Below are 25,247 nucleotides of genomic sequence, written 5' to 3' on the forward strand. Positions count from 1 at the left end.
TTTGAGGAGGGAAAATAATTCTATGAGTTCCATTTCTGATGAGACCTATCATCTGGGAGAATTTGAGCCTCGTCCCGATGATGATGTCGTTATTTGCCGCTGTGAAGAGATCACAAGAGGCGAAATTCGCCGGGCGGTCCACGCCGGCATGTACACGATGAATGAAGTCAAGCGTTTCCTTCGGGCCGGCATGGGGTTGTGCCAGGGACAGAGCTGCAACAAGACCGTTCGGGCCATCATTGCACAGGAACTGGGCATTTCTCCCACTGAAACGGATGTGATCACTGCCCGGTCGCCTGTGCGTCCGGTCCCCATGGGTGTCTATGGAAACGATACATTTTATCCAAAATTTCTGGGAGGTGGCAGAGATGAATAAGGCCAGTGATGTCATTGTCATTGGAGCCGGCGTCGTCGGATGCGCCGCCGCCTATTATCTGGCAAAGCGAGGGGTAAAGGTAACAGTTCTGGAGCGCAGGGAAGTTGCCTGCGGCGCATCCGGGCGCAATGGCAGCGGAGCCAGACAGTCCGGACGTGACAACCGTGAGCTTCCTTTGGCCATGTTTGGGGTAAAACATATCTGGCCCACTCTGGGTGAAGAACTGGGAGAGGATATTGAGTATATCCAGAACGGCAATATGCGCCTTGGTAAAACAGAGAAGGATCGGGAGGCGCTGGAAGAGCTGGTGCGGCAGAACAGCTCCTTGGGGCTGGATGTAAGGATGGTCTACGGCCAGGATATCCGGGAGTTGATCCCTGATGTATCGCCGGAGGTCCAATATGCCACCTATTGTCCCACAGACGGTCATGCAAACCCGATGCGCACCACCCTTGCTCTGTATAAGCGGGCAAGGGAATTGGGCGCACAGTTTATCACCAATATCAAGGTCCTCAAGCTGGAAAAGGTGGCTGGAAGGATCCGCAGGGTACATACAGACGACGGGATCTATGAGGCAGACAGCGTCATCCTGTGTGCGGGATTTGGCTCCAGAAAGATCATGCGCACCGTGGGGCTGGATGTCCCTATGCTGCCTCAGCTGACCGAGGCGTTCGTCACAGAGCCCATTCCAGCCGTGACCGACAAGTTTATCTCCGCCGCGGATGGCTGCTTCTATGCCCAGCAGCAGCGCAACGGAACTTGGGTGATCGGCGGCGACAGCAACTACGAGATATATGACGCCACTTACCCGAGGGAGGTTACATTCTCCTTTTCAGCACCACGGATCGCACGCTTTTTCCTGGAATATATGCCCACTTTGAAGGGCGTGAAAGTAATCCGCTCCTGGAGCGGACAGCTGGATATGTGCTGGGACGGCTCCCCTGTCATTTCGCCGGTGGAAGAGGTCGAGGGCCTCTATGTGGGCTGTGCATTCACCGGACATGGCTTCGGGATCGGCCCTGCGGCGGGATATGTGCTGGCCCAGATGGCTGTGGGAGAGGCGCCTGCCGTCGATTTGTCCGGCCTGCGGTATGACCGCTTCCGGCTGCCCAGCCACTAGCGATTGAAAGTGCCGCATCTTCTCGGCCTGAAGTACACAGAAAAGGGATGGATCTATAAAAAATTATTGATCGAAAGGGAGGGACTACTGTGGATTTTTACTCAGTAATTATGGACTTCTTTTGGGTATCCGTTATTCTCTTCGTGGCAAAGATCATTCGCGAGCATGTTAAAATACTCCAGAACTTCTTTATCCCGGTCAGCCTGATCGCTGGTTTTATTGCCTGGGTAGTTGGACCTTATGGCCTGAAGATCGTTCCCCTGACCAGTCTGTGCGGGGACTATGCCGGTGCACTGATCACAGTCCTTTTTGCCACCATTGGCCTCCAGGGACTGGGGATCAAAAAGGGCGAAGGGAAAAAACGGGCCAAGGATATTGCCGGTTACTGTGTCTATCGCCAGATCAACTGGGCTGTACAGTTTTCCGTTCCCATGATCCTTTCCATACTCCTTCTCTCCCGTCTGCATACCGGCGGTGACCTGCATCCTGCATTTGGGTGGCTGATCCCCGTCTCCTTCCTTGGCGGTACCGGCCCAGCCATTGCGGCCGGCCAGGTGCTGGATAAGTATGGATTCTCTGATTTTACTGGACTGGGTATCACAGCGGCTGCCTACGGCATGCTTTTGGGGCTGATCGGCGGCATTATCATGACCAAGCTGGCGACAAAAAGGGGATATACATCTTATATCGAGAATACAGATACGATCAGCCGGGAGCTCCTTACCGGAATTATCCCCAAGGGCAAGCGCGGCTCCATTGGTGAGGAGACGATCGCCTCCATTACGTTGGAGCCCTTGGCGTGGCACTTGGCCCTTATTATGATCCCCACCGGGCTGGCGCATATCATTACGATTTACGGCAGCAAAGCGCTGGGGATCGAGCTCCCTGAATTTTCGATCGCATTTTTTGTGTCCTTGATTTTGTACTATGTTTTCCAGGCGACGAAGGTCAACGACTCGGTGGACCCAAAGGTGATCAACGGATTCGGCAATCTGATCTCTGACTATGTGGTGGTATTCAGCCTGGCGATGGTCCAGGTGGACGTCATCATCAAATATGCGGCCCCCTTCCTGCTGCTGATGCTGGCCTTTACTGTCTGGATGGTAGTGTGGTTCTGGTTCTGCGGCCCCCATCTGATCGGCAAGGATTGGTTTGAACGCGGATTGTTCAACTGGGGTTATGCCACGGGCACGTTTGCTACGGGCTTCTGTCTGCTGCGCGTAGTCGATCCGAATAACCGGAGCACCGCTCTGAGCGATACTGCGATCTTGACTCCCTTTGAACATGTGGTGGAAATTACCGCGCTTTCCTTGGGACCTGTACTGTTGTCGACCGGTGCGGAATGGTCTTACCTGGGCGTGGTTGTGGTTTACGGTCTCCTCTGGGTCGCTTCTATCTTTTTCCTGAAAGTGTGGAAGAGAAAGGTCTGCAAGGTCAGTCCCACAAATCCTATGTATTGTCCGTCGGAAGCACAGAAGGATTCACAACATAGCTCTTGTGTGTGATCCTTTGGCTGTGCCTGTCGGAAGCGCAGATATCCCGCTCCGGCAGGTACAGTCATTCCCAATCTCTATGCTGTTTCCGCAGGGACAGCTCACAAACGGTGCTGGTCTGATACAAGGAGGTAGAGAAAATGGACCGTAAGGAACGGACCCTTCGGGCATTGCAGGGTTTGCCGGTGGACCGTCCGCCTATGGTGTTCTGGCACCACTTTGTGGGGGCCGATATGGAAAAGGAAAACTTTGTGGATTCACATGTCCGTTTTTATCGGGAGACTGGCGAAGACTTTATAAAAATGATGTGTGATGGCTTTGTAGCTCTTCCCGACCTGAATGTCCAGCGCCCATGTGACTGGAGGCACATTGCGCTGCCGAGTATGGATGATCCGTTTGTACAGGATCAGCTTACCCATATCAAGCGGCTTCGGGAAGCAATTCAGGATGAAACGGCTGTTTTTTACAATGTTTTCAATCCGGTGTCCACACTGAGGAGTTCTACGAGCGATGAACTGGTCTATGACCATTTGGAACGGCGCGAGCCCGCCCTGTTTGAGGCGATAACCAGGGTGAACGAGTTCAAAATGGAGTTTATGCACCGGCTGATCTCAGACGCTGGTGTGACCGGCATGTTTCTGCCGATGCAGAATAATGATTTGAACGGCTTTACCGGAGCGTGCTATCATGAACTGCTCCGGCCCTATGACCTGTCACTGGTGCAGGAGGCAAATCGTCTCTCTCCGTATAACATCATTCATCTGTGCGGATATTGGGGAGTGCCCAATAGGCTGGAAAATTGGAAGGACTTTCCCTGTGCGGCAATGCATTGGGATGTCCATACCGATAAATTATCCCTGCAGGATGGACGCAAATATTTCACAAAGAAAAAGGCGGTCATGGGCGGTTTCAATAACAAAGAAGGCAGCCCGATCTATCTGGCAGATCGTAAGGCCGTTATAGAGCACACAAAGGAGATCGTCCGGGAGGCGGGGGCCGACGGATTGATTGTAGCCGCGGACTGCTCATTGCTGGAAACCGTGGATCATGCCCGTGTCCGCTGGGTGCAAGAGGCGCTTGATTCTATGGTGAAGATGTAATCTGCTGCGATTTTTGCCGCGGGGCAATGACTGTGCACGGGGGACAGACTTTCTGCTGATGATTGAACACAAGGGGAGGATAAATTATGCAACGAATCATGAACAATCCGGACGATATTGTTGATGAAATGCTTGCCGGCTTCGTAAAATGCCATAGTGATATCGTAAAATTGGTCAAAACCGGAGAAGAAAATCCAAGAGGCGTTGTAGCTGCAGTGGATGCGCCCATCGCGGATAAGGTTGGGATCGTTACGGGGGGCGGCTCTGGGCATAAACCGGCCTTTATCGGTTATGTCGGAAAAAATATGTGTGATGCTGCTGCGGTGGGGGAGATATGTTCCTCCCCGGCAGCGCTGGCTTTCCTGGAGGCTTTCCGCGCCGCTGACGGCGGCCGGGGTATCGCCTGCCTGTACGGAAACTACTCCGGCGACAACATGAATGTAAAAATGGCGGTCAAGATGGCCAAACGTGAAGGGCTGACCGTAAAGACTGTGGTCGCAAACGATGATGTGGCATCTGCGCCAAAAGATCAGCGGGAAAAGCGCCGTGGCGTTGCCGGCGAGATTTTTATGTGGAAATGCGCAGGAGCTAAGGCGGCAAAGGGCGGTACATTAGATGAGGTCATCTCCGCGGCACAGAAGGCGATCGACCACTGCAGAAGCGTTGGGATCGGCCTGACCCCATGTACTCTTCCCGCAGTGGGGCATCCGAATTTCGAGATCAAAGAGGGCACCATGGAGGTCGGGATCGGGCACCATGGGGAACCGGGCATTGAAGTTTGTCCGATCGAAAGCGCGAAGCAGATGGCCAAGCGCATGCTCGACATCGTGCTGCCTGATTATCCCTTCCAGAGTGGGGACGAGGTTGCCGTACTGGTGTCCGGCTTAGGGGCTACACCTTTGATGGAGGTCTATGTCCTCTATCATGAGATCGAATCCATCCTGGAGGAGAAGGGGATTCGGATCTATCGCCATTATGCTGGGAATTTCTTTACCTCACTGGACATGATGGGAGCTACGGTGACTGTTATGAAGCTGGATGAGGAGCTGAAAGAATTGATGGATATGGATGCCTGGACGATGGGTTTCAAACAGAATTGAGGGAACAGAAATGTCGGTGGTAAAAAACAAAAACGGTCGTGGTATTTTATTGGCAATGGTCCACGCTATACAGCAAAACAAGCAGCTGCTGGGAGATGTGGACGGACTAATCGGCGACGGCGACCACGGCATGAACATGAACAAGGGATTTACCTTGTACGAAGAACAGCTGGGGGATCAAGACACTTCGCTTTCAGACGGACTGTTCGATCTGGGATCTGTTCTGCTGAATAAAATCGGCGGGTCCATGGGGCCGATATACGGCACCATTTTCATGGAAATGTCCTCTGTCATAGAAGATGTTGAGGATATTACGCTGGAAACATTCAGTGAAATGCTCCGCTCCGGCCTGGATGGGCTTTATGAGATTGTTGACGCCCGTCCCGGTGACAAGACTCTCGTCGATACGCTTTATCCTGTCTGCCAATATGTCCGTGAAGCAGCAAATGTCCAAACGGATTTTTCTGCAGCATTGGAGGAGATGAAGCAGGTCGCGGAGCAGGGAAAGCAGTCTACGAAAGACCTGACGGCGAAGTATGGGAGGGCGGCACGGCTGGGAGAGCGTTCCCGCGGTGTACTGGACGCCGGAGCCACCTCCTGCTGCATTCTCCTGCAGGCCATGGCAGATGGAATGAAGTCCGTACTGGAGAACTGACATACAGGAAAGGAATATGGCGATGCTGAAAATTGCGGTTGGCTGTGACCCAAATGCGGCGTCTGCGAAAGCCGCCCTGATGCAATACTTGGGGCAAAAAGGATTTTTGCTTACTGACTTTGGGAGCGATGATCCGATTTATGCAAATGTTGCAATAAAAGTTGCCGAAGCTGTTTCCAGAAAAGAGTATGACCGCGGAATTCTGATTTGTGGTACGGGGCTTGGTGTGTCTATTGCGGCAAATAAAGTAAAAGGCGCCTATGCCGCGCTGATCACCGACGTGTACTCCGCCGAGCGTGCCAGGAAGAGCAACAACGCAAATATTGCCTGCTTTGGTGCCTTTACCATTGGAATCCGGCTGATGGAAAGACTGGCCGAGACCTTTCTCTCCTCCGAGTTTACTCCCGGGTGCGCATCTCAGCCAAAGATAGATCGAATTGCCGCCTATGAGCGGTGATGAAACAGGCTTGGCCTCCTGCCTCTCATAAGGTCATGAGTTTTGATGATAAGTCTCTCATTGCAGCCTGTGGGCAGATGTAGAAAGCCGCTTCGGAGATTAGTCCAGAAATTTTCCGCTGAGTTTTTGTGCGGAGGCCTGCCGGGAACGGTCTGGCACTGCGCATTAAAAAAATACCGGCTGCCCTGAGCTTTACCAGGACAGCCGGTATTTTTATATTTGGTACAAGAGATGCTTGGAGGAAAGCCGGAGATGAAGCTCTCGTTTACTTACAGTCTGGTACTTTGCGTATGATGCAGACTGCATGATGAGGTCTTGAGGTATAATAAGTCTTCGGTAAAAACCATCTCGAAAAGCATTGGGCGTCTGTCCAACCAGTGCTGGGACATCCGGATCGGTGATCAAGCACATCGGCGCTGAGATCGGTGACATCCACGCACCCAGGGATATCATCATCTATCTGGCCTTTTACAGCCATCTCGGCGTCCCCTTCTTCACCGCCATGGGACAGGAGTCCGCCCTGCACGGGTGAAATGGGAGCCGCAGGGAGAAGGAGAAGGCGCGCTGCCGCCATCGGGCTGCCTCTCTTAATACCGGGGCTTCCGCACAGGTGGGGCAGAAATGGGCGCAGTTCCGTTTCACTTCCATAATTTGTATTAAAACGTCTCACAAAACAGCTTTTCCCTCCGGTTTTGAGCGGGTCCGGATCTGCCGGGCCCAGTCAGGACAGGAGGGATTTTTTATGGCAAGCGGACAGACGCAGTATTATGGGCTCTCCCAGTGGGAGGCCGTGGACAAGGTGGAGCGGGTGGACTTCAACTCCGACAACGCCAAGATCGACGGGGCGCTCCACGCCCTGGCGGAGCAGGCGGGCCAGAAGGCCGACAGATCTGCAGTGGACAGCCTGTCCAACGTGGTGGAGCAGAAGGCTGACAAGACCGCCCTCTCAGCGGCGGAGGGGCGCATCTCCGACCTGGAGAGTGGAAAGGCCGACAAGACGGAGCTGGCCGCCTTGGGAGCAGAAGTCCATCATCTGTCCGAAAGCCTCTGCTGGGTAAGGCTGGGGAGCTGGACACTGGCCGCTTCTGCATCCTCATTGGATCTGGATCTGTCCAGGATACCGGCAGAACAATATGCACGCCTGCGGCTGGTCTATACCATCAGTGCGCCATCCGTCACCTCACTTCGGGTCCAGCTCAACAGGGTGACGGGGGCCGTCTATCACTGCCAAAGCAGTCCCGGCCGAGGAGATATCCGGCTGGGAGACAGTCTGGAGGGGTCCAGCTCCTTTCGGGAGACGGCCGCGGGGGAGGTCGAGTTCTTTTCCCTTGGAAGCGTTGGGACGGGGGTCCTGGGTCAGGGTTGCAGCCGGGACAGAAACAGCTTTTGGGGGTTCGGAAGCGTCGGCCTGGCCTCTGGAGTGGAGTTTGAGGATTTGAGTGCCATCCGGCTGTTCTGCTCCGAACCCATGAACAAAGGCGGCAGCTTCATTCTGTATGGGCTTCAGCGGTAGGCAACGGCGTCTGCGGAGCGGCAGAAAAGGGGACCGCCCCCCGGGTCACCGGGGGGCGGCAAAATTAACTTGTGATCTTATCAGGCGAAATCAGGCAGTCAGAGTAATTGTGACGACCACACCATCGATCGTATAATTGACCGACCCAACAGCCACAGTAATGGAAGCGCTCTTGGTAACTACATCGCCTTCGCTACCGGTCACATTGCCAGCAATATCAGCGGTAATAGTAGTTCCCGTATATTTGCTCTCCAGAGCACTCTTCAAAGCAGTCTCAGCCGCATTAGCATCGATGCCAGAAGAAGAAACCTCCACACTCACAGCCTTGCCGATTCCGTCCACAGCGTCCTTCACGGTCTTGTAATCGGTAGCCACATAGGAAGCCTGGATCTCCTTCGTGTCCTGAGCCTCACCAGCAGTGATGGTCACAGTCACAGTGGCGGTAAAGGTATCCTCCTCACCGGCGGTGATGGAACCCCAGCTGGGAGCAGAAACCGCATAGGTTACACCATCAGCGGCAACGGGCAGCTTGGCCTTGATCGCATCGGCGTCAGGAGCGGAGGTAGAGGCAACGGGGGACAGAGTCACATCGCCCAGGGCAGCCTTGGCGTCCTTGACCTTCTTTTCGTCGGCCAGCGCACCAGCAGCACCGGTGGTCTTCCCATCGATATCAGACTTCGCCTGAGTCACGATGCCGTCAATGGCGTTCTTGGCCGCCGCATCGATCTTGGCGTTGGCAGCAGACACGATCGCCTCGATCTCACGGACCTCGGTTCCGGTCAGCTTATCCTCATAGGTGTTCAGAGCAGTCTCCTTGTAGGAGTTCAGCTCAGCCTTGGCAGCGGTCTGATCAGCGGTCAGAGCGGTCTGGGCATCGGCCAGGGCCTTGATCACAGCCTCGACGTCGGCCTTCACAGCGGCGGAGATGTCCTTGGTCAGGTAACCCTCCATCTCAGTCTTCAGAGTGGTCAAATCAGCGGCGGTGTAGCCATTGGTAGCCAGGAAAGCGTTGATGTTGCCGACACGCTCGGAGGCCTTAGCGTCATCATCATACACAGTAGCGGTGAACTCGCCGTCGATGACATAAATCAGCTCAGCCAGCTGCTTGTCGTTCTTGGCGATGTAGACATAGGTGATCTCATCGCCGGCAACAGGAGTCTTCTCGAAAATGATGTCGCTCTTGGCGCCGGACTCCACCTTCTTGCCATTGTTATAGATGTGGACCCAGATGGTGTCGCTGTTCCAAGTCCACTTTCCGGACTTGTTGTCATCGGCGGTCTGGTTTGTGACAACGGAGTTCTTGCCGACCTCCTCGATGGGCAGGTACTTGTTGTCAGCAGTGTCCACCTTGGTGTACTCCAGCACGCGGCCCTGATCGTCCACCTTCACGACCTTGTACAGGCCGATACCGGTGGTCGCGATGGTATCCTCGCTGGCCTTGATCACGAAGGGCTCCTCAGAACCCTTGTCGATCTTCTCGCCGTCCACATAGACGGTGCGGTAGGTGTACTGGGTGCCGTCGATCTTAACAGTCTTGTAGTCGGTGGCGCCGGCCACATAGAAGTAAGTGGAATCCTCGCCGTACTTGGTGCCCTGGTCAACGATGAAGACGATGTCCTCCATGCCGTTGCCGTTGTGGTCCACCACCATGATGGTGGCGCCGTCATAGTTGGGCACTTCCTCATAGCCGGTGTAGGCCACCTTGTCATCCAGGTCGGCAAACACAGTGTTCAGGTCCACCGTGTAGACAGTGGTGTCCTGATCGTCCACACTGGTGGTGTAGATGCTGGCCTTGTCGGTCTCGATATTGACAACAGCCTGGTCAGCGGTCTCGAAGGTAAGGGTATAGACATCCTTGCTGTTCTTCTCGTAGGCAAAAACGACTCCCTCCAGCTTGTCGGCGTCGGTGTCGTTCTTGACCTCGAAGTCAGTGGAAGCACTGCCGGTGCCGTTGAACTTCTCAATGGTGCCGTCCACGTCGATCTTGGCCACGGTGCCGTCGGGGAACAGGACCTTGGCCTCTACGTCGCCGGTGGACTCGCTGGCGTCGATCACATAGACGTAGTTCTTAGACACGTCCTCCAGAGCGGCGAAGCCCACCACGAAGCCGTTGGGATCCAGGTACAGACGGTACTCAGTCTCCAGAGCGGGGTCGGCAGTCATGTCATTGTTGTCCAGATCCTTGGCAGAGACCTCGCTGTACACGTACTTGGTGGAGTCCAGCTCGATATAGTTGCCGGTGTCATACTTGGGGTCCTGGCTGACAGCCTTCACGGTGCCGTCAGCGGTCTCAGGAGCGGCCATGGTGGCGACGTGAGCGTCGTAGTCGCTGCCGTCACGGTCGTCACAATCCACGGTGAACACCACATAAGCGTCCTCTGCAAAGGCATCGGTGTAGAATTTAGTATCCAGCTCAGCACCCACGTCGGTCAGAGCAGAGTTGATGTCATCGTAGCTGCCGCCGTCATAGGTGATGTTGGTCAGCTGGACATACTTGCCGTCGGCATCGTCACGGACGCGGCTGACTTGGCCGATGTAGTTGTAGTAGCAGACCACAGTGACGGTCTCATTGGCGGAGTCAACGTAGATCTCGGTCACCATGCCGCTGTCGGTGTAGATGTAGTCGCTGGAATTGTTGCCGGGGCGAGTCACATAGGACTCATCGACATCATCATAATCTCCATCGTCATTCTTGTCATAGTCAACGGTATCCAGATGGCCATCCACGTAGACAGTCCAGGCATAGGAAGTGATGATGCCGCGGCCCAGATCCTTGTACAGGGCCTTCTCCTCGGTGGCGCCGGTATAGACGTAATCAGGCTCATCGGCGATGGTGATGATCTCGTCGGAGGCGAGCATCTTCACCTGACCGGGGATCAGGCTGCCGTCCTCATTGAGGCCGTAGTTGTCGTTGCCGGCGGTGGTGTTGGTCTGCACCCGATAAGAACCGGTGCCCCAGGTGGTGGCGGGACGGCCATAAGTGGTCTCCTCACCGGTCTTGTAGACCAGGTCAAAGTTCTTGTAGCCCAGGGTATCGGTGTAGTAGAAGGTCAGGGAGTACACGATGCCCTTGTTCTCGTTGTAGTACACGCCCAGCAACTCGTTGTACTGGACAGGCACGGCCTTGGTCAGGGCGTTGAACACCAGCTCGGCCACGTTGTCGCGGGTCAGGCCCTCGTTAGCGGTCAGCTTCAGGTCGCCGTACAGGCCCAGAGCGGTGCCCTTGGCAGTGGCGGCCAGCATCCAGTTGTCGCCGAAGTCAGCGGCGTTCTGGAAGTAGCCCAGGGCGCGGCACAGCATCAGCACGGCCTGCGCGGTGGTCACGGTGGCGTTGGGGTCGAACTTGCCGTCGCCCACGCCGGCCACGATGCCCAGGCTGGAGCACAGGTTCACATAGCCCTCCGCCCAGGCGGGGACGTCGGTGAACACGCTGGTTTCAGCGAACTGAGTCACGTTGAACCCAGCGCCGTAGAGCATGGTGGTGATGATGACCGCCATCTCGGCGCGGGTGACTACGTTCTCGGGGCCGAAGGACCCGTCCTCGTAGCCGTCAAAGAGGCCGATGGCAGAGGTGACCGCCACGGCGTCCTTGTTGACGATCTCAGCGTTGTCGCTGAAGTCGTCAAGGCCCTTAGCACTGGAACCCACGACCATCATGCCCAGGAGCATAACGGAAGCCAGAGCCAGGCTGAGAGCACGCTTCAGGTTTCTCATTGGATATTCCTCCTTTTTATATTGACAAAAGTCGCTGTTTTCTGACAAACCGGGCCTTTTCCAGAACATTTCGGCCCACTATGCCTGTACAACACTTCTGACACAGGAGGAATTGGTTATAAAAAGGGGAAGATCAGGGGAAAAATCCCCGAGATCACGCCTAAAAAGTTTCCCTGGTAGACATTTGGTAGACACATGAAAACAGAAGGGGCGGCGAGGCCCTGAAACTCCAGGCCCCTGCCGCCCTTTTTTGGTAGACTTTTGGTAGACATTTTGCTTTTTTACATCTGTCTTTGCAACGGTGTATTCCCTGTACACTTGAAAAACCTGCATTGGCATAGTATAATCATTAAAAATCTCTAATTTCGGTTTTTGTTTGTGTGTAGAGGTTTTCGCCCCCTAGGGGGCACACAAAAGAATCGGAGTTTTCGGAAATACAGTGTACCTTTTCTGAAGGGTATGCCTCAGTGCATATCTTTTCTGTGGCCAATAGTCTCAAGATCCGGTGTTGTAGGAGGACGATAGTATGAGCAAACGAATCATTACGATCAGCCGTGAGTTTGGCAGCGGCGGGCGCACCATCGGCAAGGAGGTGGCACAGAAGCTGGGATATTCTTATTATGACAAGGAGCTGGTCCGCCAGGTCGCGGTGGAGACCGGCTTTGATGAGAAGTACATTGAACAGGCTGGCGAGTATGCCCCCTCCAAAAACTGGCTCTCTTTTGGTTTTGCTGCCCGGGGGTCCCAGGGAGCCATGGAGGGAATGTCCGCCAATGATTTTCTTTGGGCCATTCAGTGCAGGGTCATTCGGAGCCTTGCGGAAAAAGAGCCCTGCGTCATCGTGGGCCGGTGTGCCGATTATATCCTGCGGGAACGGGAGGATTGTCTCAACGTATTCATTCACGCCTCTATGGCGGCCCGGGCGGACCGTATCGTGCGCCTGTACGGCTCCAGCGAGAAGAGCCCGGAAAAACGCCTCGAGGAGAAGGACAAGAGGCGCCGCGTCTACTACAAGCACTATACCGACGGGGATTGGGGCATGTCCCAGAACTACCACCTCTCTCTGGACAGCGGAATCATCGGCATCCAGCGGTGCGTGGACATCATCTCCGAGCTGGCAAAGACACTGTAAAAAACTGCGGCGGATCTTAATCTTTCCGTTGACAAATCTACAAAATCTGATAGAATGTTTTTTGCAAACTGAATAGCCTTATCAAGAGTGGTGGAGGGAACGGCCCGATGAAGCCCGGCAACCTGCGTTCCGCAAGGTGCCAAATCCGGCGGTAGTGTATCGAAAGATGAGGGTGCATGGACTCTGACGCTCCGCCTCGGCGGAGCGTTTTTCATCCCCCCGACAGAAGAAAGGACGAAATATTATGGCAAAGCGACTGTTTACCTCTGAATCAGTGACCGAGGGCCATCCTGACAAGATCTGCGACCAGATCTCAGATGCGGTACTGGATGCCATCCTGGCCCAGGACCCAGACGCCCGGGTGGCCTGTGAGACCACGGCGTCCACCGGCCTGATCCACGTGATGGGGGAGATCACTACCTCCTGTTATGTGGACATCCCAAAGATCGCCCGACAGGTTGTGAAGGAGATCGGCTATGACCGGGCCAAGTTCGGCTTTGATTGTGACACATGCGCGGTGGTCACCTCCATCGATGAGCAGTCTCCCGACATCGCCATGGGCGTGGACAAGTGTCTGGAGGCCAAGGAGGGCACCCAGGACGACGGCCTGGACAACGGGGCTGGGGACCAGGGCATGATGTTCGGCTACGCCTGCGACGAGACCCCCGAGCTGATGCCGCTGCCCATCTCTCTGGCCCAGCGGCTGGCCCGCCGCCTGACCCAGGTCCGCAAGGAGGGACTGGTGGACTACCTGCGCCCTGATGGCAAGACCCAAGTCACGGTGGAGTATGACGGAGAGAACCGCCCCCTGCGGGTGGACGCGGTGGTGGTCTCCACCCAGCACGGGCCGGAGGCGTCCCTGGACCAGATCCGGCAGGATATGATCCAGCTGGTCATCAAGCCCATCATCCCTGCCGAGCTGCTGGACGATCAGACCAAGATCTACGTCAACCCCACCGGCCGGTTCGTCATCGGCGGTCCTCAGGGAGACTCCGGCCTCACCGGGCGGAAGATCATCGTGGACACCTACGGCGGCAGTGCTCCCCACGGAGGCGGCGCTTTCTCCGGCAAGGACCCCACTAAGGTGGACCGGTCGGCCGCCTATGCCGCCCGCTGGGTGGCGAAGAACGTGGTGGCCGCCGGGCTGGCCCGGCGCTGCCAGGTCCAGCTGGCTTATGCCATTGGTGTGGCCCGCCCCGTCTCCGTCCGCGTGGATACCTTCGGCACCGGAACGGTGCCGGACGAACAGCTCTCCGACGCAGTGGAACAAGTCTTTGACCTGCGTCCGGCTGCCATCATCCGGGATCTGGGGCTGCGCCGCCCCATCTACCGCCAGCTGGCGGCCTATGGGCACTTTGGGCGGGACGACCTGGACCTGTCCTGGGAGAAGACCGACCGGGCAGAGTCACTGAAGGCGGCTCTGTAACGGCGTCAGCGGCCAGGAATCTTTTCAGTTGGCGCCTCATAGACTGTACAGGCGCAAATAAGGGCCGGAGGAGATCCTCCGGCCCCTTCTTTCTGAATGACCGGCCCCGGGGCTGGACAATCGCCGCGCCATAGGGTAAAATAGAGAGAAAACAGCCGAAAATGGGTATCTCTGCGCCCCATACAGGAAGGAGATCATAGAATATGGATTACAGCGAACTGCTTCGCCACGTGGATCACACACTTCTGACCCCCACCGCCACCTGGGACCAGGTCAAGACGGTCTGTGACGAGGGCCTCACCTGCCGCACTGCCTCCGTCTGCATCCCGCCCCGCTATGTGAAGCGGGCCGCCGCCTATGTGGGCAATCAGCTGAAGATATGCACCGTGGTGGGTTTCCCCAACGGCTACTCCACTCCTGAGGTCAAGGTGTTCGAGACCGAGGACGCCATCCGCGGGGGAGCGGACGAGATCGACATGGTGGCTGATCTGGGCCTGGTGAAGAGCGGCGACTGGGAGGGGGTGCTGGAGGAGATCAAGGCGGTCAAAGCATCCTGTAAGGGACGTATCCTGAAGGTCATCGTGGAGGCCTGCCTGCTGACCTGTGAGGAGAAGCAGGCCATGTGCCGTATCGTCTCCATGTCCGGAGCAGACTTTATCAAGACCTCCACTGGCTTCTCTACCGGCGGCGCTACCTATGAGGATGTGAAGCTGTTCCGGGAGCACTGCAGCCCCGATGTGAGGATCAAGGCGGCCGGCGGCATCCGCACCCTGGAGGAGGCCCAGACCTACCTGGAACTGGGGGCCGACCGTATCGGCAGCAGCGGTCTGGTTGCCCTGGTCCAGGCTCAGAGCAACGGCTGAGCCCAGCCCTTTTCACACCGAAAGATCCCCGTCCATTGTGAAAATGGACGGGGATCTTTTTGCGTTCTGCAGGCGTATCCCGCAGGAGTGACCTCTCGTTGGGCCCACGGTTCTGGATCGGTCAGTATTGCAGGCCTCCGTTCACATCCAGCACCTCACCAGTGGTCCAGGATGCGTCATCGCTGCCCAGGTATGCGATGGCGCCGGCGATGTCATCCAGCTCTCCCAGTCTCGGGATGCGGACACCCGCAGAGAGCTTATCCACCTTATCCTGAGAGAGAGAGAGGAACATTTTCCCCTTCAGCGGCCCAGGCGCTACGCTGTTCACGGTAATGTTCCAGGGGCCCAGCTCATATCCCAGGCACATGGCCATGCCGTTGATCCCAGCCTTTGCGGCAGCGTAATTCACCCCCACCCCCGGGCGGCCCGTGCGGCCCCCAATGGAGGAGATCAGTACGATCCGACCGTAGTTCTGCTCCTTCATGGCGGGGACCACCGCTTTCACCGAATGATAGACCCCTGTCAAGTTAATGTCGATCACATCCTGCCACTGGGCTTCTGTCAGCTCATCGATGGGAAAGTGACGGAGGATACCTGCCGTGGCTACCAAGACGTCGATCCTGCCCCACTTTTCCTTTACTTCGGCTGCGGCGGCCTGGCAGTCCTCCAAGCTTCGGACGTCGCCCGGGATGGTCATCACCCGGTCCTCATCCCAGCCTTCCTCTTTCAGCATCCTGGCCTCCTGGTCCAGCGCCTCCCGGGAAAAATCGGTCAGCGCCACTTTTCCGCCCTCAGACAGCAGCCGCCGGGCAGTGGCGCCGGCGATATCCCCCGCGCCAGTGATCAGCACAACTTTATGTTCATATCGCTCCATTGCATATCCCTCCAGTCTTATCGTTGCTCCCCCAGACATGCCTTTGCCCCTTCCAGGGCCCGTCTGGCATGGGTCTCATAGCCTATCTTTTCCACTCTTGTCAGGTGGGGCACTTCCACACCGCACACCACCTGCGGGATCCTGGAAATGATCTCCGCGATGGGGATTGCACCCTCCCCGGGATACAGGCGTTCCGCCCGGCCGGTGTGGATCAGTGCCGCCTCATCCGTGGGGATCGGGGCCTCACAGTCGCACAGGTGCGCGTAATGGAACCAGCTCCGGGGGCACTCCTCCAGCTCATGCAGCTGGACCCGGGAGCGGTAAAAGTGCAGGCAGTCTACCACCACGCCCACGTTCTCTTTGCCGGAGTCCAGGAGCAGCTGCCTGACCTGACGGAGATCGGTGACACTGGCCCATGTGACGAATTCCACGCTGACCGTCTGCTCATATCGGGCGGCCAGCTCACACAGCCGGCAGAACTGATCGGTATAAAATGAGCGGTCCGGGGTCCAGATGTTGGTCAGGATGTGCCGGATGCCCAGCTCTGCTGCGGCCGCCAGCGCCGGTTCATAGTCCTGCACATCCACTCCAGCCGCGATGCGGGCATTCTCTGTATCGTGCAGCAGGATGCCTGTCTCCTGAGCGGCCCGCCGGGTCTCACGAAGCAGATGGGGATCCTTTGCGATGTCATAGGGACGCTCCCCCGGCAGCCCCATGGGGATGGTCCGCAGGCTGACCGCATCATAGCCCGCCCTGGCCGCCACCCGGATCATCTCCGGGGGCGGACAGCTGATGTTTGTCAAATGGACCAGGGAGTAAAGGTGTTTCATCAGTTGCCTCCTAAGATATCATCCTCCGGGAAACGGGGCCCGCGGGGCCCGCGGTGCCCGCTCCCCGGAGGACGAACAGTTTCTATCTCAGACGTTCCGCTCAGGCGTATTTCTCAGCGGTGCTGATCTGCATGTCCACCAGCTCATCGCCGTAGGTGGCGCGGACCTCGTCATAGACACCGGAGCACTTGTCCCGCAGCTGCTCCAGAACGTCGGCGGGGAGTTCCACGATCTCGGTTCCGGTCTGAGCCACCAAGTCCATACGCTCAGAGAGCCGGGCGTCGCACTGCTCTCTGGAATACTGAATGGCGGCCTTGCCCACAGCCATGATCAGCTCCTTGTCTGTATCGCTCAGGCCGTTGTAGACGACCTGGCTGATCAGCAGGTTGTGGGATGCGGGCAGATGGTTTGTCAGGATCACATAGTCCTGCTGCTCATACAGGCGGTTGGCGTAGATGACCTCAAAGGGGTTCTCCTGGGCATCGATGGTGCCCTGCTGCAGCGCCATATAGACCTCAGAGAAGGCCATAGGGGTTGGGTTGGCGCCCAGCGCCTGCCAGATGGAGATGTGCAGTTGGTTCTCCATGACCCGGATCTTCTGTCCCTGCATGTCGTCAGGGGACTGGACCTTGATGTTGCTGGTCATCTGACGCATGCCCTGGTCGAAGAAGCCGATGAGCTCAAAGCCTTTATCCTGGTATTTCTCCTCGTAGAAGCGGAAGACCGTCTCATCGTCCATGGTATCCCGGAACTGTTGGGCATCCTGATAGAGGAAAGGGAGATCAATGGCATTCAGCTCAGGGACGAAATTGGCGGTGAATGCGGTGGACCCCAGGAAGAAGGCCACATCACCGGCCTGTGTAGATTCGCACAGCTCAGTGTCGGTCCCCATGGAGCCGTTGAAATACATCTGCAGCTGGATGCGGCCGCCGGTGATGGCGTTAAGCTGATCCGCCATGTAATGGACCAACAGGCCGTCCACGCGGTCCTCAGCGCCGTCGGTGGCAATGATGAAGGAGTAGGAGTCGCCCTGGGTGTAGTCCACAGAGCTGTCCAGTTCAGGCTGGATGTCGTAATCCGCCACGCTCTGAACGGCGCCGGAGCCTGTGCTGGAGCCGGACGGGGGCGGGGTGGAACCCGCGGAGGTCCCCCCTCCTCCACAGGCTGCCAGAGACAGAGACATTGCTGCTGCGAGGGTCAAGCTGATCAGTTTCTTTGTGGTGTTCATTTGAATTCTCCCTTCCTGATTTGACTCGCCGCCTGAGGCGGCCGCTTGTTCTGATGACTCAATCTTATCAGAGCCCTTTTCAGAATTCCAATACCGGTATCACATACCAGAGATCGGTTTTGAACATACCTTTCTTTTTGGTTCTTTTTGGGACTTTTTCCTGTCTTGACGCTGTGGAAAAAGGGGTGCTATAATAATTTTAGACAAAATTTGACCCAAATTCCGGGGAGGGACCGCTGACATGAATCTTCAGCAGCTGTATTACTTTCAGGCCATCAGCAGGCTGAAAAACTATACCAAAGCCGCAGAACAGCTCCTGGTCGCCCAATCCAGCCTGAGCCATTCCATCGGGGATCTGGAGCGTGAGCTGGGCGTCCCTCTCTTCTTCAAGGTGGGGCGGAATATTGATATCACAGAATACGGAAAGCAGTTCCTGATCCATGTGGACCGGATCACCGCGGAGCTGGAGCTGGCCAACCAGGAGCTGAAAAACATGCTCAACCCCAACATGGGCAAGATCCGCATTGCCCTGGCTTACACCGTGAGCAACCGCTTTATCCCCAATATGATCAAGGGCTTTTACGAAAATGAGGACAACCGGGCCATCCAGTTTGAGTTCAGTGAAAAGCAGGCGGCAAAGATCATTGACGCCTTTGCCAACCGGACTCTCGACCTGGGGTTCGGCGCCCGAATGGACAGCGACCAACTGGAATATTTTCACATTTTTGACGAGGAGATCGTCGCCGTGGTCTCCAGCCGCCATCCCCTGGCTCTGCGCGGGAGCGTGAAGCTCCAGGATCTGATTCGGGAGCCCATGGTCTCCTATACCTATAACTGCGGGACCCGGTACTGGATAGACGACGTCTTCCGCCGGTTTCAGCTCACCCCCAACATCATCCAGGAGGTGGACACGGAAAAGGTGATGGCCAGTGCTGTAGCCTCTGGTCTGGGCGTGGCCCTCATGCCCAGAATGACAGAGCTGAGCATCTACGATGTGGTCCCCCTGACGCTGGAGAATTCGGAGCTCCACCGCCCCATGTTCATGTGCTGGCCCAAGGGGGAGACCCTGCGGCCAGTGGTCAAAATTTTCGGGACTACATTATGGGCCGGGTGGGCGAGCTTCCCTCCTGAACCGTTCCCACAGCACAGGGGCGCGATGTCCCGCATATATAGAAAAGCAGAAAGACGCTGCCCGGGGAGAGTGGGCAGCGTCTTTCTGCAAGAGAAGAGGAAACAGAAGTCAGCGGATCAGGCACAGCGAGATCTGTGGGAAGATCACGATCAGAACTAGGCCGATGGCAAACAGTATGGTAAAGGGCAGCGAGACCTTTGCGATCCGGATCACCGGGATCTTGGTCATGGAGCTGGCGACAAACAGATTGATCCCAACGGGAGGAGTGACAAAGCCAACTGCCAGGTTCACCACCATCATGATGCCGAAGTGGACCAGATCCACCCCGATGGCGGTCATGACCGGCGCCAGGATAGGCGTGAGGATCAGAATGGCCGGGGCGGCGTCCATCACCATGCCCACGAAGAGCAGGAAGATGTTGACCACCAGCAGGATCGTCCACTTGCTGGAGAAGGAGGATGTGATCCAAGCACCCACCATCTGCGGCACGTTCATCAGGGCCAGCACGCGTCCGAAGGAGACGGCGGCGGAGAGCACGAAGAGGATGGGGGCGATCGTCTTCAGAGACTCCATAAAAACAGCGGGGATCTCCGAGACCTTGATGGTCTTATAAATGAACACGCTGACGAACAGGGCATAGTAGACCGAGATCACCGCCGCCTCAGTGGGAGTGGCGATGCCGCCGTAGATGCTCCCCAGGATGATGACCGGGGTGAGCAGCGCCCAGAAGCTGTCCAGGAACAGCCGGAGGAATCCCTGTCCCCTCAGCTCCCCCATCACCGCCTTGATGCGCACCCGGTCCTCCCCTCTGCGGGCGGAGTAGTAGACCGCATAGATCATCAGCAGGCCGCCCAGCAGCAGGCCCGGCACGATGCCGGCAATGAACATATCGCCCACGGAGGTGCCCGCCGAGGTGCTGTACAGCACAAAGGGGATGCTGGGGGGGATGATGCAGCCCAGGCCGCCGGCCACCGTGACCACAGCGGTGGAAAACTCTTTGGAATAGCCCAGGTTGACCATGACCGGGATAGTCATGGCGCCCACAGCCGCCACTGTGGCAGGGGCGGAGCCGGAGATAGCCCCGTAGAACAGGCAGGTGATGATGACGGCACAGGGCACGCCGCCGATCACATTGCCCACGAAATAAGTAAAGACGTCAAAGAGCTTTTTGGAGATGCCACCCCGGGCCATAATGGTGCCGGACAGCATAAACATGGGGATGGCCAGCAGAGTCAGGCTGTTGACGCCGCTCATCATCTGCCGCAGGACCATGACCAGATTGGCCGCGAAGGTGTTGTCCACGACCCAGGGCAGGATGGAGCTGATGCCCATGGTGACCGAGATGGGCAGGCCGAAGAGCAGGATGACAAAAAACAGGACAAAAAGGACCACGGCTGACATACTCACTCATCTCCTTTCTGAAGCAGGGTGCGCAGGTTGCTCCATACCCCCTGAGCCGCCCGGAATGCGGCCAGCGCAAAGCCCACCATCAGGGAGCCCTGGACAAAATACATAGGTATCCCGCAGGCGGCGCTGGTCTGGCCGTTTTCCACTGAAGCGTAGGCGAACTCCCAGGCACTGGGGAGCAGATAGAGGAAAAAGACTGTCATCACAACGTCTCCCAACAGCAGGATGACCGCCTGTACCTTTTTGGGGAAGAGGGAGATCAGAGTGTCGATCTTCAGGGAGATCCCTTCCTTCAGACAGAACCCTATGCTGAGGAAGGTGCTCCAGATAAACATGAAGCGGGCCAGCTCCTCCGACCAGGTCAGCGAGTTGTTGAGCACGAAGCGGCAGAATATCTGGATACCCAGCACCAGCGTCATACCCGCCAGCAGGAGAAACATGACCCAGCGTTCCAGATTCTTGTCGATTTTTTTCAGCAGTTTCATTTTATACCTCCTCATTTCCTTGTGTGCAGGTCAGCCCTCCGGCATGGGAGTGTGCGCCGTACAGACCAGAAGGACGATCAGCGGCGCCCTTCCGTCATTGAAGATCCGGTGGATCTCACCCCGGTCTATCAGGATCAGTTTTCCCTGATCGATATGGGCCTTCACATTCTGCTCCATGTCCTGGATCACACCGGAGCCGCTGATGACATAGCTCAGCTCCTCAGAGGAGGGGTGGTTGTGGAACACGCTCCCCTCTCCAGGTGCGTACACTGTGACATTGGAACAGAAGTCCACCGAGTTTTTGATGCCAAAGCACTGGAATCGCTTGCGCATCGTGCCGGGACTGTCCCCCTGCCAGACTCCTTCTCCATCTAAAAATGGATCGATTACTTTCATGCCGTTACCTCCCGTCGTTTTCCCCTGGGAGGGTCCAGCGGCAGTGTCACCTCCCAACGGCCTGTCTTGTACTTGTATTATCCGAGAAACCTGCACAAAAGGCAAATACCAATATCACATAGCATCTATTGCTTTTGACCATGCGTTTTGAGAGGGCGTCCCGCCATATCAGCAGGGGTGTGGATAGGGCGGCGGTGGGACGCCCAGCGCATGACCCGCAAAGTGCCCAAGGTGTGCTGTATCCGCGGAGGTAAGCTGGGCATAGTTCTGCCAAGCTTCCATAATTTGTATCAAAACATCTCACAAAACAGCGTTTCCCTCCGGTTTTGAACGGGCCCGGATATGACGGGCCCAGTCAGAACAGGAGGGAATTTTTATGGCAAGCGGACAGACACAGTATTATGAGCTGAATCAATGGGAGGGCCGGGACCAGGTATTGCGCACCGAGTTCAATGCGGACAACGCCAGGATCGACAGGGCCCTCCACGAGCTGAGAGCGCGCAACTGCCAGCTCTACATGCTCACCTATACGGGGACGGGGAGCGGCGGCCGCAGCTTCACCTTTCCCCACAGGCCGGCGGCGGTGCTGATCATGGGCGGGATCGTGACCTTTTTGTGTGCGATCCAGGGGGAATCCTACATCTATCTGCGGTACGGGAACGTGGACAACAAATCCCGGGCTGTATGGGAGGGCAGCACCGTGAGCTGGGAACTGGCCAATGACGACCCGGTGCTTGCCGCAAACGCTGCCGGGGAGCGCTACACCCTGCTGGCCCTGCTGGACGCGGATGCCTGAGCCGTAATAAGAGCACCCCCGGGCTTCGGCCCGGGGGTGCTCTTCAAATAGATGGGGTGATTTTCAAGAAATACGCCTATCCATCAAATGGTTGCGGTAATGTCCACAACATCGGTACCGGCAGCATCAATCTGCAGGTCGAAGTTGCGGGTCATCTCAGTCGCAACAGCGGTAAAGGAGTCCTGCTGGCTACTGGTGACGTTAGTTCCACCAAAGTTGACAGTCACAGGATCACCAGCCTGCAGGCCAGAAACAGTGTAAGAGATTTCAACCTCAGTTGCATCATCTTCCACATAGGCAGGACCAGTCACGTTGCTGCCCTCAGCATAGGTGACCTTAACATAGCCGCTCTTGATAACCACGTCGCCCTTGCTGACGTCCACAGTCCAGGTATCACCAGCGGCATACACATCGTTGATTACGTAGCCGGTGCCGGTACCCTTCAGGCTGTCAACATCGGCATCACCAGTCGTCTTGTAAACAGCTTCAGCATCATCGATTGTTACAGACACATAGCCGTCAGTCACGACAGTGTCAGCGGTCAGAGCTATAGTCTCGTCACCATACTTAACATAATTTGCGTCGACCTTAGCGTAGGTGGAACCGTCGTCGGTGCCCTTCACAGTGTACTTCTCGCCAGAGGCAATGAAGGTCACCTCAGTGTCCTCGGTGATCTTGATCTGGTTGGTCAGGATCACATCGCCAGCCTCAGGGATGACATCAGTCTTAACACCCTCGCCGTTCACCACGATCCAGTTAGAAGTGTACGTGATCGTCTCGCCTGCGGGAGCGGTCGTCTCTTTTCCGTTCAGGGTGTAGGTGATGACCTCGACCAGATCAGTGTCGACATCCCAGGTGAACTTGCTGTCATAGCCCAGCTTATCCTGGCCGCTGAAGGTATAGGTGGAGCCGGCCTTGCTGATGGTCACGTTCTTGTAACCCTCGTCAGCCAGCTTCTTCTCGATGGCCGCAATGGCCGCCTCCAGAGCGGGCATCTCGCCCTCGTAGGTCACAGTGATGGTGCCGTCACCGTTTAGAGTCACAGTGCCGTCAGCCTTCACGATGGCCTTGGTGGTCACCTCGACCTTCATGTCCTTGGTGACGTTCTTGATGGTGTAGACGCCGTCTTTGGCTGTAAGCACGGTGCCGTCTTCCAGCTTCACGGAGACCAGGTCATAACCGTCAGCAGCACTGATAGAGAACTTGGCATCCATGCCCTTGTCGTTGACAGTGGCCACCTTGCCGTCCACAGAAGTGGTGGCGGACTCGGACTTCACAGTGAAGTCGGAACCGGTGAAGGTGATATCGCGGGTGTCGCCCTTCTCGGTCTCAGTCCAGAAGATGTACACCAGACGGGCAGTCTCGTCATCAACGGTCTTCATGACCCAGGCATCCTTGGCGGAGTAGGTGGTGTTCTTGTCGGACTTCAGGTCCTTCAGATCGTCGATGTCACCATCGTCGATCTTCCACTCCACATTGCCCTTCACGTCCACCAGCTTGCGGACGGTGACATAGATGGTCTCCTCGTCGGTGTCGAACTTGTGCTCCTTATCGTTGGCATCGTCGATCCAGAAGGCATTGTCGCCGACGGCAGTGGGCTCGCCGCTCACCTTAGCGGCGGCCTCCTCCAGCTTGGAGATGTACTGGCCGTCCTCGATGGTCTGGGTGGCCTTATAGAGCACGCCTTCCTTCAGGACAGTTCTGGGGCTGCCGTACAGATCGTTCACGGCGTCATAGGTCACGAACACGCTCTGCTTCTGGCCGTCCACATAGGCGTTCTCATACTCCCAGTAGTAGTCGTCATCGTCATAGTCGCCGGACTCGCGGTCGGTGTCGGCCAGGACGAAATAGGTGGCGTTGTCGTCATAGATCTCGCCGTCCAGGATGAAGACGACCTCGGCGATCTTGCCATCCGCCTTCTCGTTGTTGTCGCCGTCCAGGACATAGGCGATCTCGGCGTTCTCCACATTGGGGACCTCGTCATAGCCGGTATAGGCCACTTCGCCGTTCACATCCACGAAGATGGTCTTGCGGTCCACGATGAGCTTGAAGTCCTCGTCGCCGGCGTCGATGTAGGCCTTGCCGTTGTGAATCTCAGCGCCGTCATAGTAGTACTGATCCTCGGCATAGGTCAGGGTGTACACGTCAGAATTGCTCACAGAGTATTTCCAGATCAGGTTGTCAATGCCGCTGACGGTCTTCTCGTCCTTTTTGACCCACTGGATCTCGTCATCGGCATCGAAGCCATTGGAGTTGAAGTTGGTGGGCCAGAAGTCGCCGGCCTCAAGCTCAGGCAGGTCGCGGACCTTGCTCTTCACGTCCACCTTGGCGGTGGTGCCGTCGGGCAGGTACACGCGGGCCACCCAGTCTTTCAGCTCCTCGTCGGAGTCGTCCACATACAGGTACTGATCGATGGACTCCTCAGCGGGCTCAAAGCCCAGAACATAGCCTTCGGGGGTCAGATACAGAACGTACTCCACGTTCAGCTCGGGGTGCTTATCGCCCCAGGAAGGATCGCTCACATCATAGACCATGTGGGTATCCAGAGCGGTGTAGTAGTACTTGCCGTCATCACCGCTGAGACGCACATAGGTATTCTCGCTGTTGTCCTCATTCTGGACGCGGGTGACCTGGCCGGTGACGGTCTCGGGGGCCATCAGCTCGCAGATGTAGAAGTCCTCGTCCTCGTTGAAGTCCACAGTGAAGACCACATAGTCGTCCTCAGCAAAATCGGTGGTGTAGAAGGTGTTGTCGTCCAGGCTGGGTTCCTCAGACAGAGCGCGGACGGTGATGTAGTCAGCGTCGTCATCATCGGTCTTCACGTTGGAGACCTCGCCCAGGTAGTAGTTGATCTCCACCACGGTCACGTCCAGGGTGTAGTCGTCGATGTAAATCTCCACGACAGCGCCCTTGTCGGTGTACTCCCACTTCTCATCAACATTCTTCCCGGGGATGATCTCATCATCCTGCTCCTCACCGTTGATGAAGGCAGTCCAGGTGTACTCCTCGTCAGCCTGCTGGCCGCGGGCGTCATTGCACACGGCAGCACCCAGATCAGCATACACGTCAGACTCATCAGTGCCGTTGGTGTAGATGTAGTCGGGGGTGTTGGGGACGGTGATGATCTCGTCCTTGTCCAGCATCCGGACC

Annotated in this window: 22 protein-coding genes and 1 riboswitch; of the genes, 14 read left to right on the top strand and 8 right to left on the bottom strand. The window is 56.6% G+C overall.

All coding sequences use genetic code 11. From position 1 onward, the window contains the following. Positions 1-22 precede the first annotated feature (22 nt). The 9 genes from NE584_RS07325 (at position 23) to NE584_RS07365 (ending at position 7,814) form a co-directional block, all read left to right on the top strand. On the top strand, positions 23-376 hold the full coding sequence (locus tag NE584_RS07325) for a (2Fe-2S)-binding protein (protein WP_050622759.1): 354 nt from the start codon (positions 23-25) through the stop codon (positions 374-376). Continuing rightward, complete coding sequence (locus tag NE584_RS07330; protein ID WP_256182532.1) at positions 369-1,496, top strand: FAD-binding oxidoreductase; 1,128 nt, start codon at positions 369-371, stop codon at positions 1,494-1,496. The genes NE584_RS07325 and NE584_RS07330 overlap by 8 nt, the downstream gene beginning before the upstream one ends. Before the next feature lie 89 nt (positions 1,497-1,585). Next, positions 1,586-3,001, top strand: a complete 1,416-nt coding sequence (locus NE584_RS07335) for a sodium/glutamate symporter (protein ID WP_050622757.1) — start codon at positions 1,586-1,588, stop codon at positions 2,999-3,001. Between the two features lie 128 nt (positions 3,002-3,129). Next, positions 3,130-4,089: a uroporphyrinogen decarboxylase family protein gene (locus tag NE584_RS07340; protein WP_050622756.1), complete on the top strand. Its 960-nt coding sequence runs from the start codon at positions 3,130-3,132 to the stop codon at positions 4,087-4,089. A gap of 86 nt (positions 4,090-4,175) precedes the next feature. Beyond that, positions 4,176-5,189, top strand: coding sequence for a dihydroxyacetone kinase subunit DhaK (locus NE584_RS07345; RefSeq protein ID WP_050622755.1), 1,014 nt, complete (start codon positions 4,176-4,178; stop codon positions 5,187-5,189). Between the two features lie 10 nt (positions 5,190-5,199). Then, complete coding sequence (dhaL, locus tag NE584_RS07350) at positions 5,200-5,844, top strand: dihydroxyacetone kinase subunit DhaL (RefSeq protein WP_256182536.1); 645 nt, start codon at positions 5,200-5,202, stop codon at positions 5,842-5,844. Positions 5,845-5,860: 16 nt separating this feature from the next. After that, positions 5,861-6,301, top strand: coding sequence for an RpiB/LacA/LacB family sugar-phosphate isomerase (locus NE584_RS07355; RefSeq protein WP_336454699.1), 441 nt, complete (start codon positions 5,861-5,863; stop codon positions 6,299-6,301). A gap of 397 nt (positions 6,302-6,698) precedes the next feature. Beyond that, a complete protein-coding gene (locus NE584_RS07360) occupies positions 6,699-6,833 on the top strand; it encodes a hypothetical protein (protein ID WP_256182538.1) in 135 nt (44 codons plus the stop codon). Positions 6,834-7,043: 210 nt separating this feature from the next. Then, positions 7,044-7,814 carry a hypothetical protein gene (locus tag NE584_RS07365; RefSeq protein ID WP_256182540.1) on the top strand — a complete coding sequence of 257 codons (771 nt, stop codon included), beginning with the start codon at positions 7,044-7,046 and terminating at the stop codon, positions 7,812-7,814. Between the two features lie 90 nt (positions 7,815-7,904). On the opposite strand, the gene NE584_RS07370 is transcribed toward NE584_RS07365, so the two are convergent. Further along, on the bottom strand, positions 7,905-11,528 hold the full coding sequence (locus NE584_RS07370) for an S-layer homology domain-containing protein (RefSeq protein WP_256182542.1): 3,624 nt from the start codon (positions 11,526-11,528) through the stop codon (positions 7,905-7,907). Between the two features lie 526 nt (positions 11,529-12,054). Between NE584_RS07370 and NE584_RS07375 the strand changes: the two genes are divergently transcribed. The 3 genes from NE584_RS07375 (at position 12,055) to deoC (ending at position 14,949) form a co-directional block, all read left to right on the top strand. Beyond that, positions 12,055-12,660: an AAA family ATPase gene (locus NE584_RS07375; protein WP_108979928.1), complete on the top strand. Its 606-nt coding sequence runs from the start codon at positions 12,055-12,057 to the stop codon at positions 12,658-12,660. A gap of 75 nt (positions 12,661-12,735) precedes the next feature. After that, positions 12,736-12,833, top strand: a riboswitch (SAM riboswitch). 71 nt (positions 12,834-12,904) lie between these two features. Next, positions 12,905-14,086, top strand: coding sequence for a methionine adenosyltransferase (metK, locus tag NE584_RS07380; protein ID WP_256182545.1), 1,182 nt, complete (start codon positions 12,905-12,907; stop codon positions 14,084-14,086). A 203-nt stretch (positions 14,087-14,289) separates the two neighbouring features. Next, entirely contained in the window at positions 14,290-14,949 is a 660-nt protein-coding gene (gene deoC / locus NE584_RS07385; protein ID WP_050622824.1) for a deoxyribose-phosphate aldolase, read from the top strand. 121 nt (positions 14,950-15,070) lie between these two features. Here the strand turns inward: deoC and NE584_RS07390 are convergent, their stop codons facing one another. The 3 genes from NE584_RS07390 to NE584_RS07400 all read right to left on the bottom strand — a co-directional run bounded on the left by NE584_RS07390 (position 15,071) and on the right by NE584_RS07400 (position 17,881). Further along, complete coding sequence (locus NE584_RS07390) at positions 15,071-15,823, bottom strand: SDR family NAD(P)-dependent oxidoreductase (RefSeq protein WP_050622823.1); 753 nt, start codon at positions 15,821-15,823, stop codon at positions 15,071-15,073. Between the two features lie 17 nt (positions 15,824-15,840). Next, complete coding sequence (locus NE584_RS07395; RefSeq protein ID WP_193955461.1) at positions 15,841-16,653, bottom strand: sugar phosphate isomerase/epimerase; 813 nt, start codon at positions 16,651-16,653, stop codon at positions 15,841-15,843. Between the two features lie 100 nt (positions 16,654-16,753). Further along, the gene (locus NE584_RS07400; protein WP_050622822.1) at positions 16,754-17,881 is read right to left on the bottom strand and encodes a TRAP transporter substrate-binding protein; all 1,128 of its coding nucleotides are present in this window, start codon (positions 17,879-17,881) and stop codon (positions 16,754-16,756) included. A 241-nt stretch (positions 17,882-18,122) separates the two neighbouring features. On the opposite strand from NE584_RS07400, the gene NE584_RS07405 reads away from it, so the two are divergent. Further along, entirely contained in the window at positions 18,123-19,172 is a 1,050-nt protein-coding gene (locus NE584_RS07405; RefSeq protein ID WP_256182549.1) for a LysR family transcriptional regulator, read from the top strand. On the opposite strand, the gene NE584_RS07410 is transcribed toward NE584_RS07405, so the two are convergent. The 3 genes from NE584_RS07410 to NE584_RS07420 are packed head-to-tail and all read right to left on the bottom strand — an operon-like array spanning position 19,122 to position 21,301. Then, the gene (locus tag NE584_RS07410) at positions 19,122-20,414 is read right to left on the bottom strand and encodes a TRAP transporter large permease (protein ID WP_050622820.1); all 1,293 of its coding nucleotides are present in this window, start codon (positions 20,412-20,414) and stop codon (positions 19,122-19,124) included. The two genes, NE584_RS07405 and NE584_RS07410, sit on opposite strands and share 51 nt — an antisense overlap. Positions 20,415-20,416: 2 nt before the next feature. Next, positions 20,417-20,905, bottom strand: coding sequence for a TRAP transporter small permease (locus tag NE584_RS07415; RefSeq protein ID WP_050622819.1), 489 nt, complete (start codon positions 20,903-20,905; stop codon positions 20,417-20,419). A gap of 30 nt (positions 20,906-20,935) precedes the next feature. Beyond that, entirely contained in the window at positions 20,936-21,301 is a 366-nt protein-coding gene (locus NE584_RS07420; RefSeq protein WP_077138677.1) for a cupin domain-containing protein, read from the bottom strand. Between the two features lie 376 nt (positions 21,302-21,677). Between NE584_RS07420 and NE584_RS07425 the strand changes: the two genes are divergently transcribed. After that, the gene (locus NE584_RS07425) at positions 21,678-22,097 is read left to right on the top strand and encodes a hypothetical protein (protein WP_256182553.1); all 420 of its coding nucleotides are present in this window, start codon (positions 21,678-21,680) and stop codon (positions 22,095-22,097) included. An 83-nt stretch (positions 22,098-22,180) separates the two neighbouring features. On the opposite strand, the gene NE584_RS07430 is transcribed toward NE584_RS07425, so the two are convergent. Continuing rightward, a partial coding sequence (locus NE584_RS07430; RefSeq protein ID WP_256182555.1) for a hypothetical protein occupies positions 22,181-25,247 on the bottom strand: 3,067 nt, incomplete at its 5' end.

The organism is Clostridium sp. DFI.5.61, assembly GCF_024462915.1.
Taxonomy (GTDB): Bacteria; Bacillota; Clostridia; order Oscillospirales; family Oscillospiraceae; genus Lawsonibacter; species Lawsonibacter asaccharolyticus.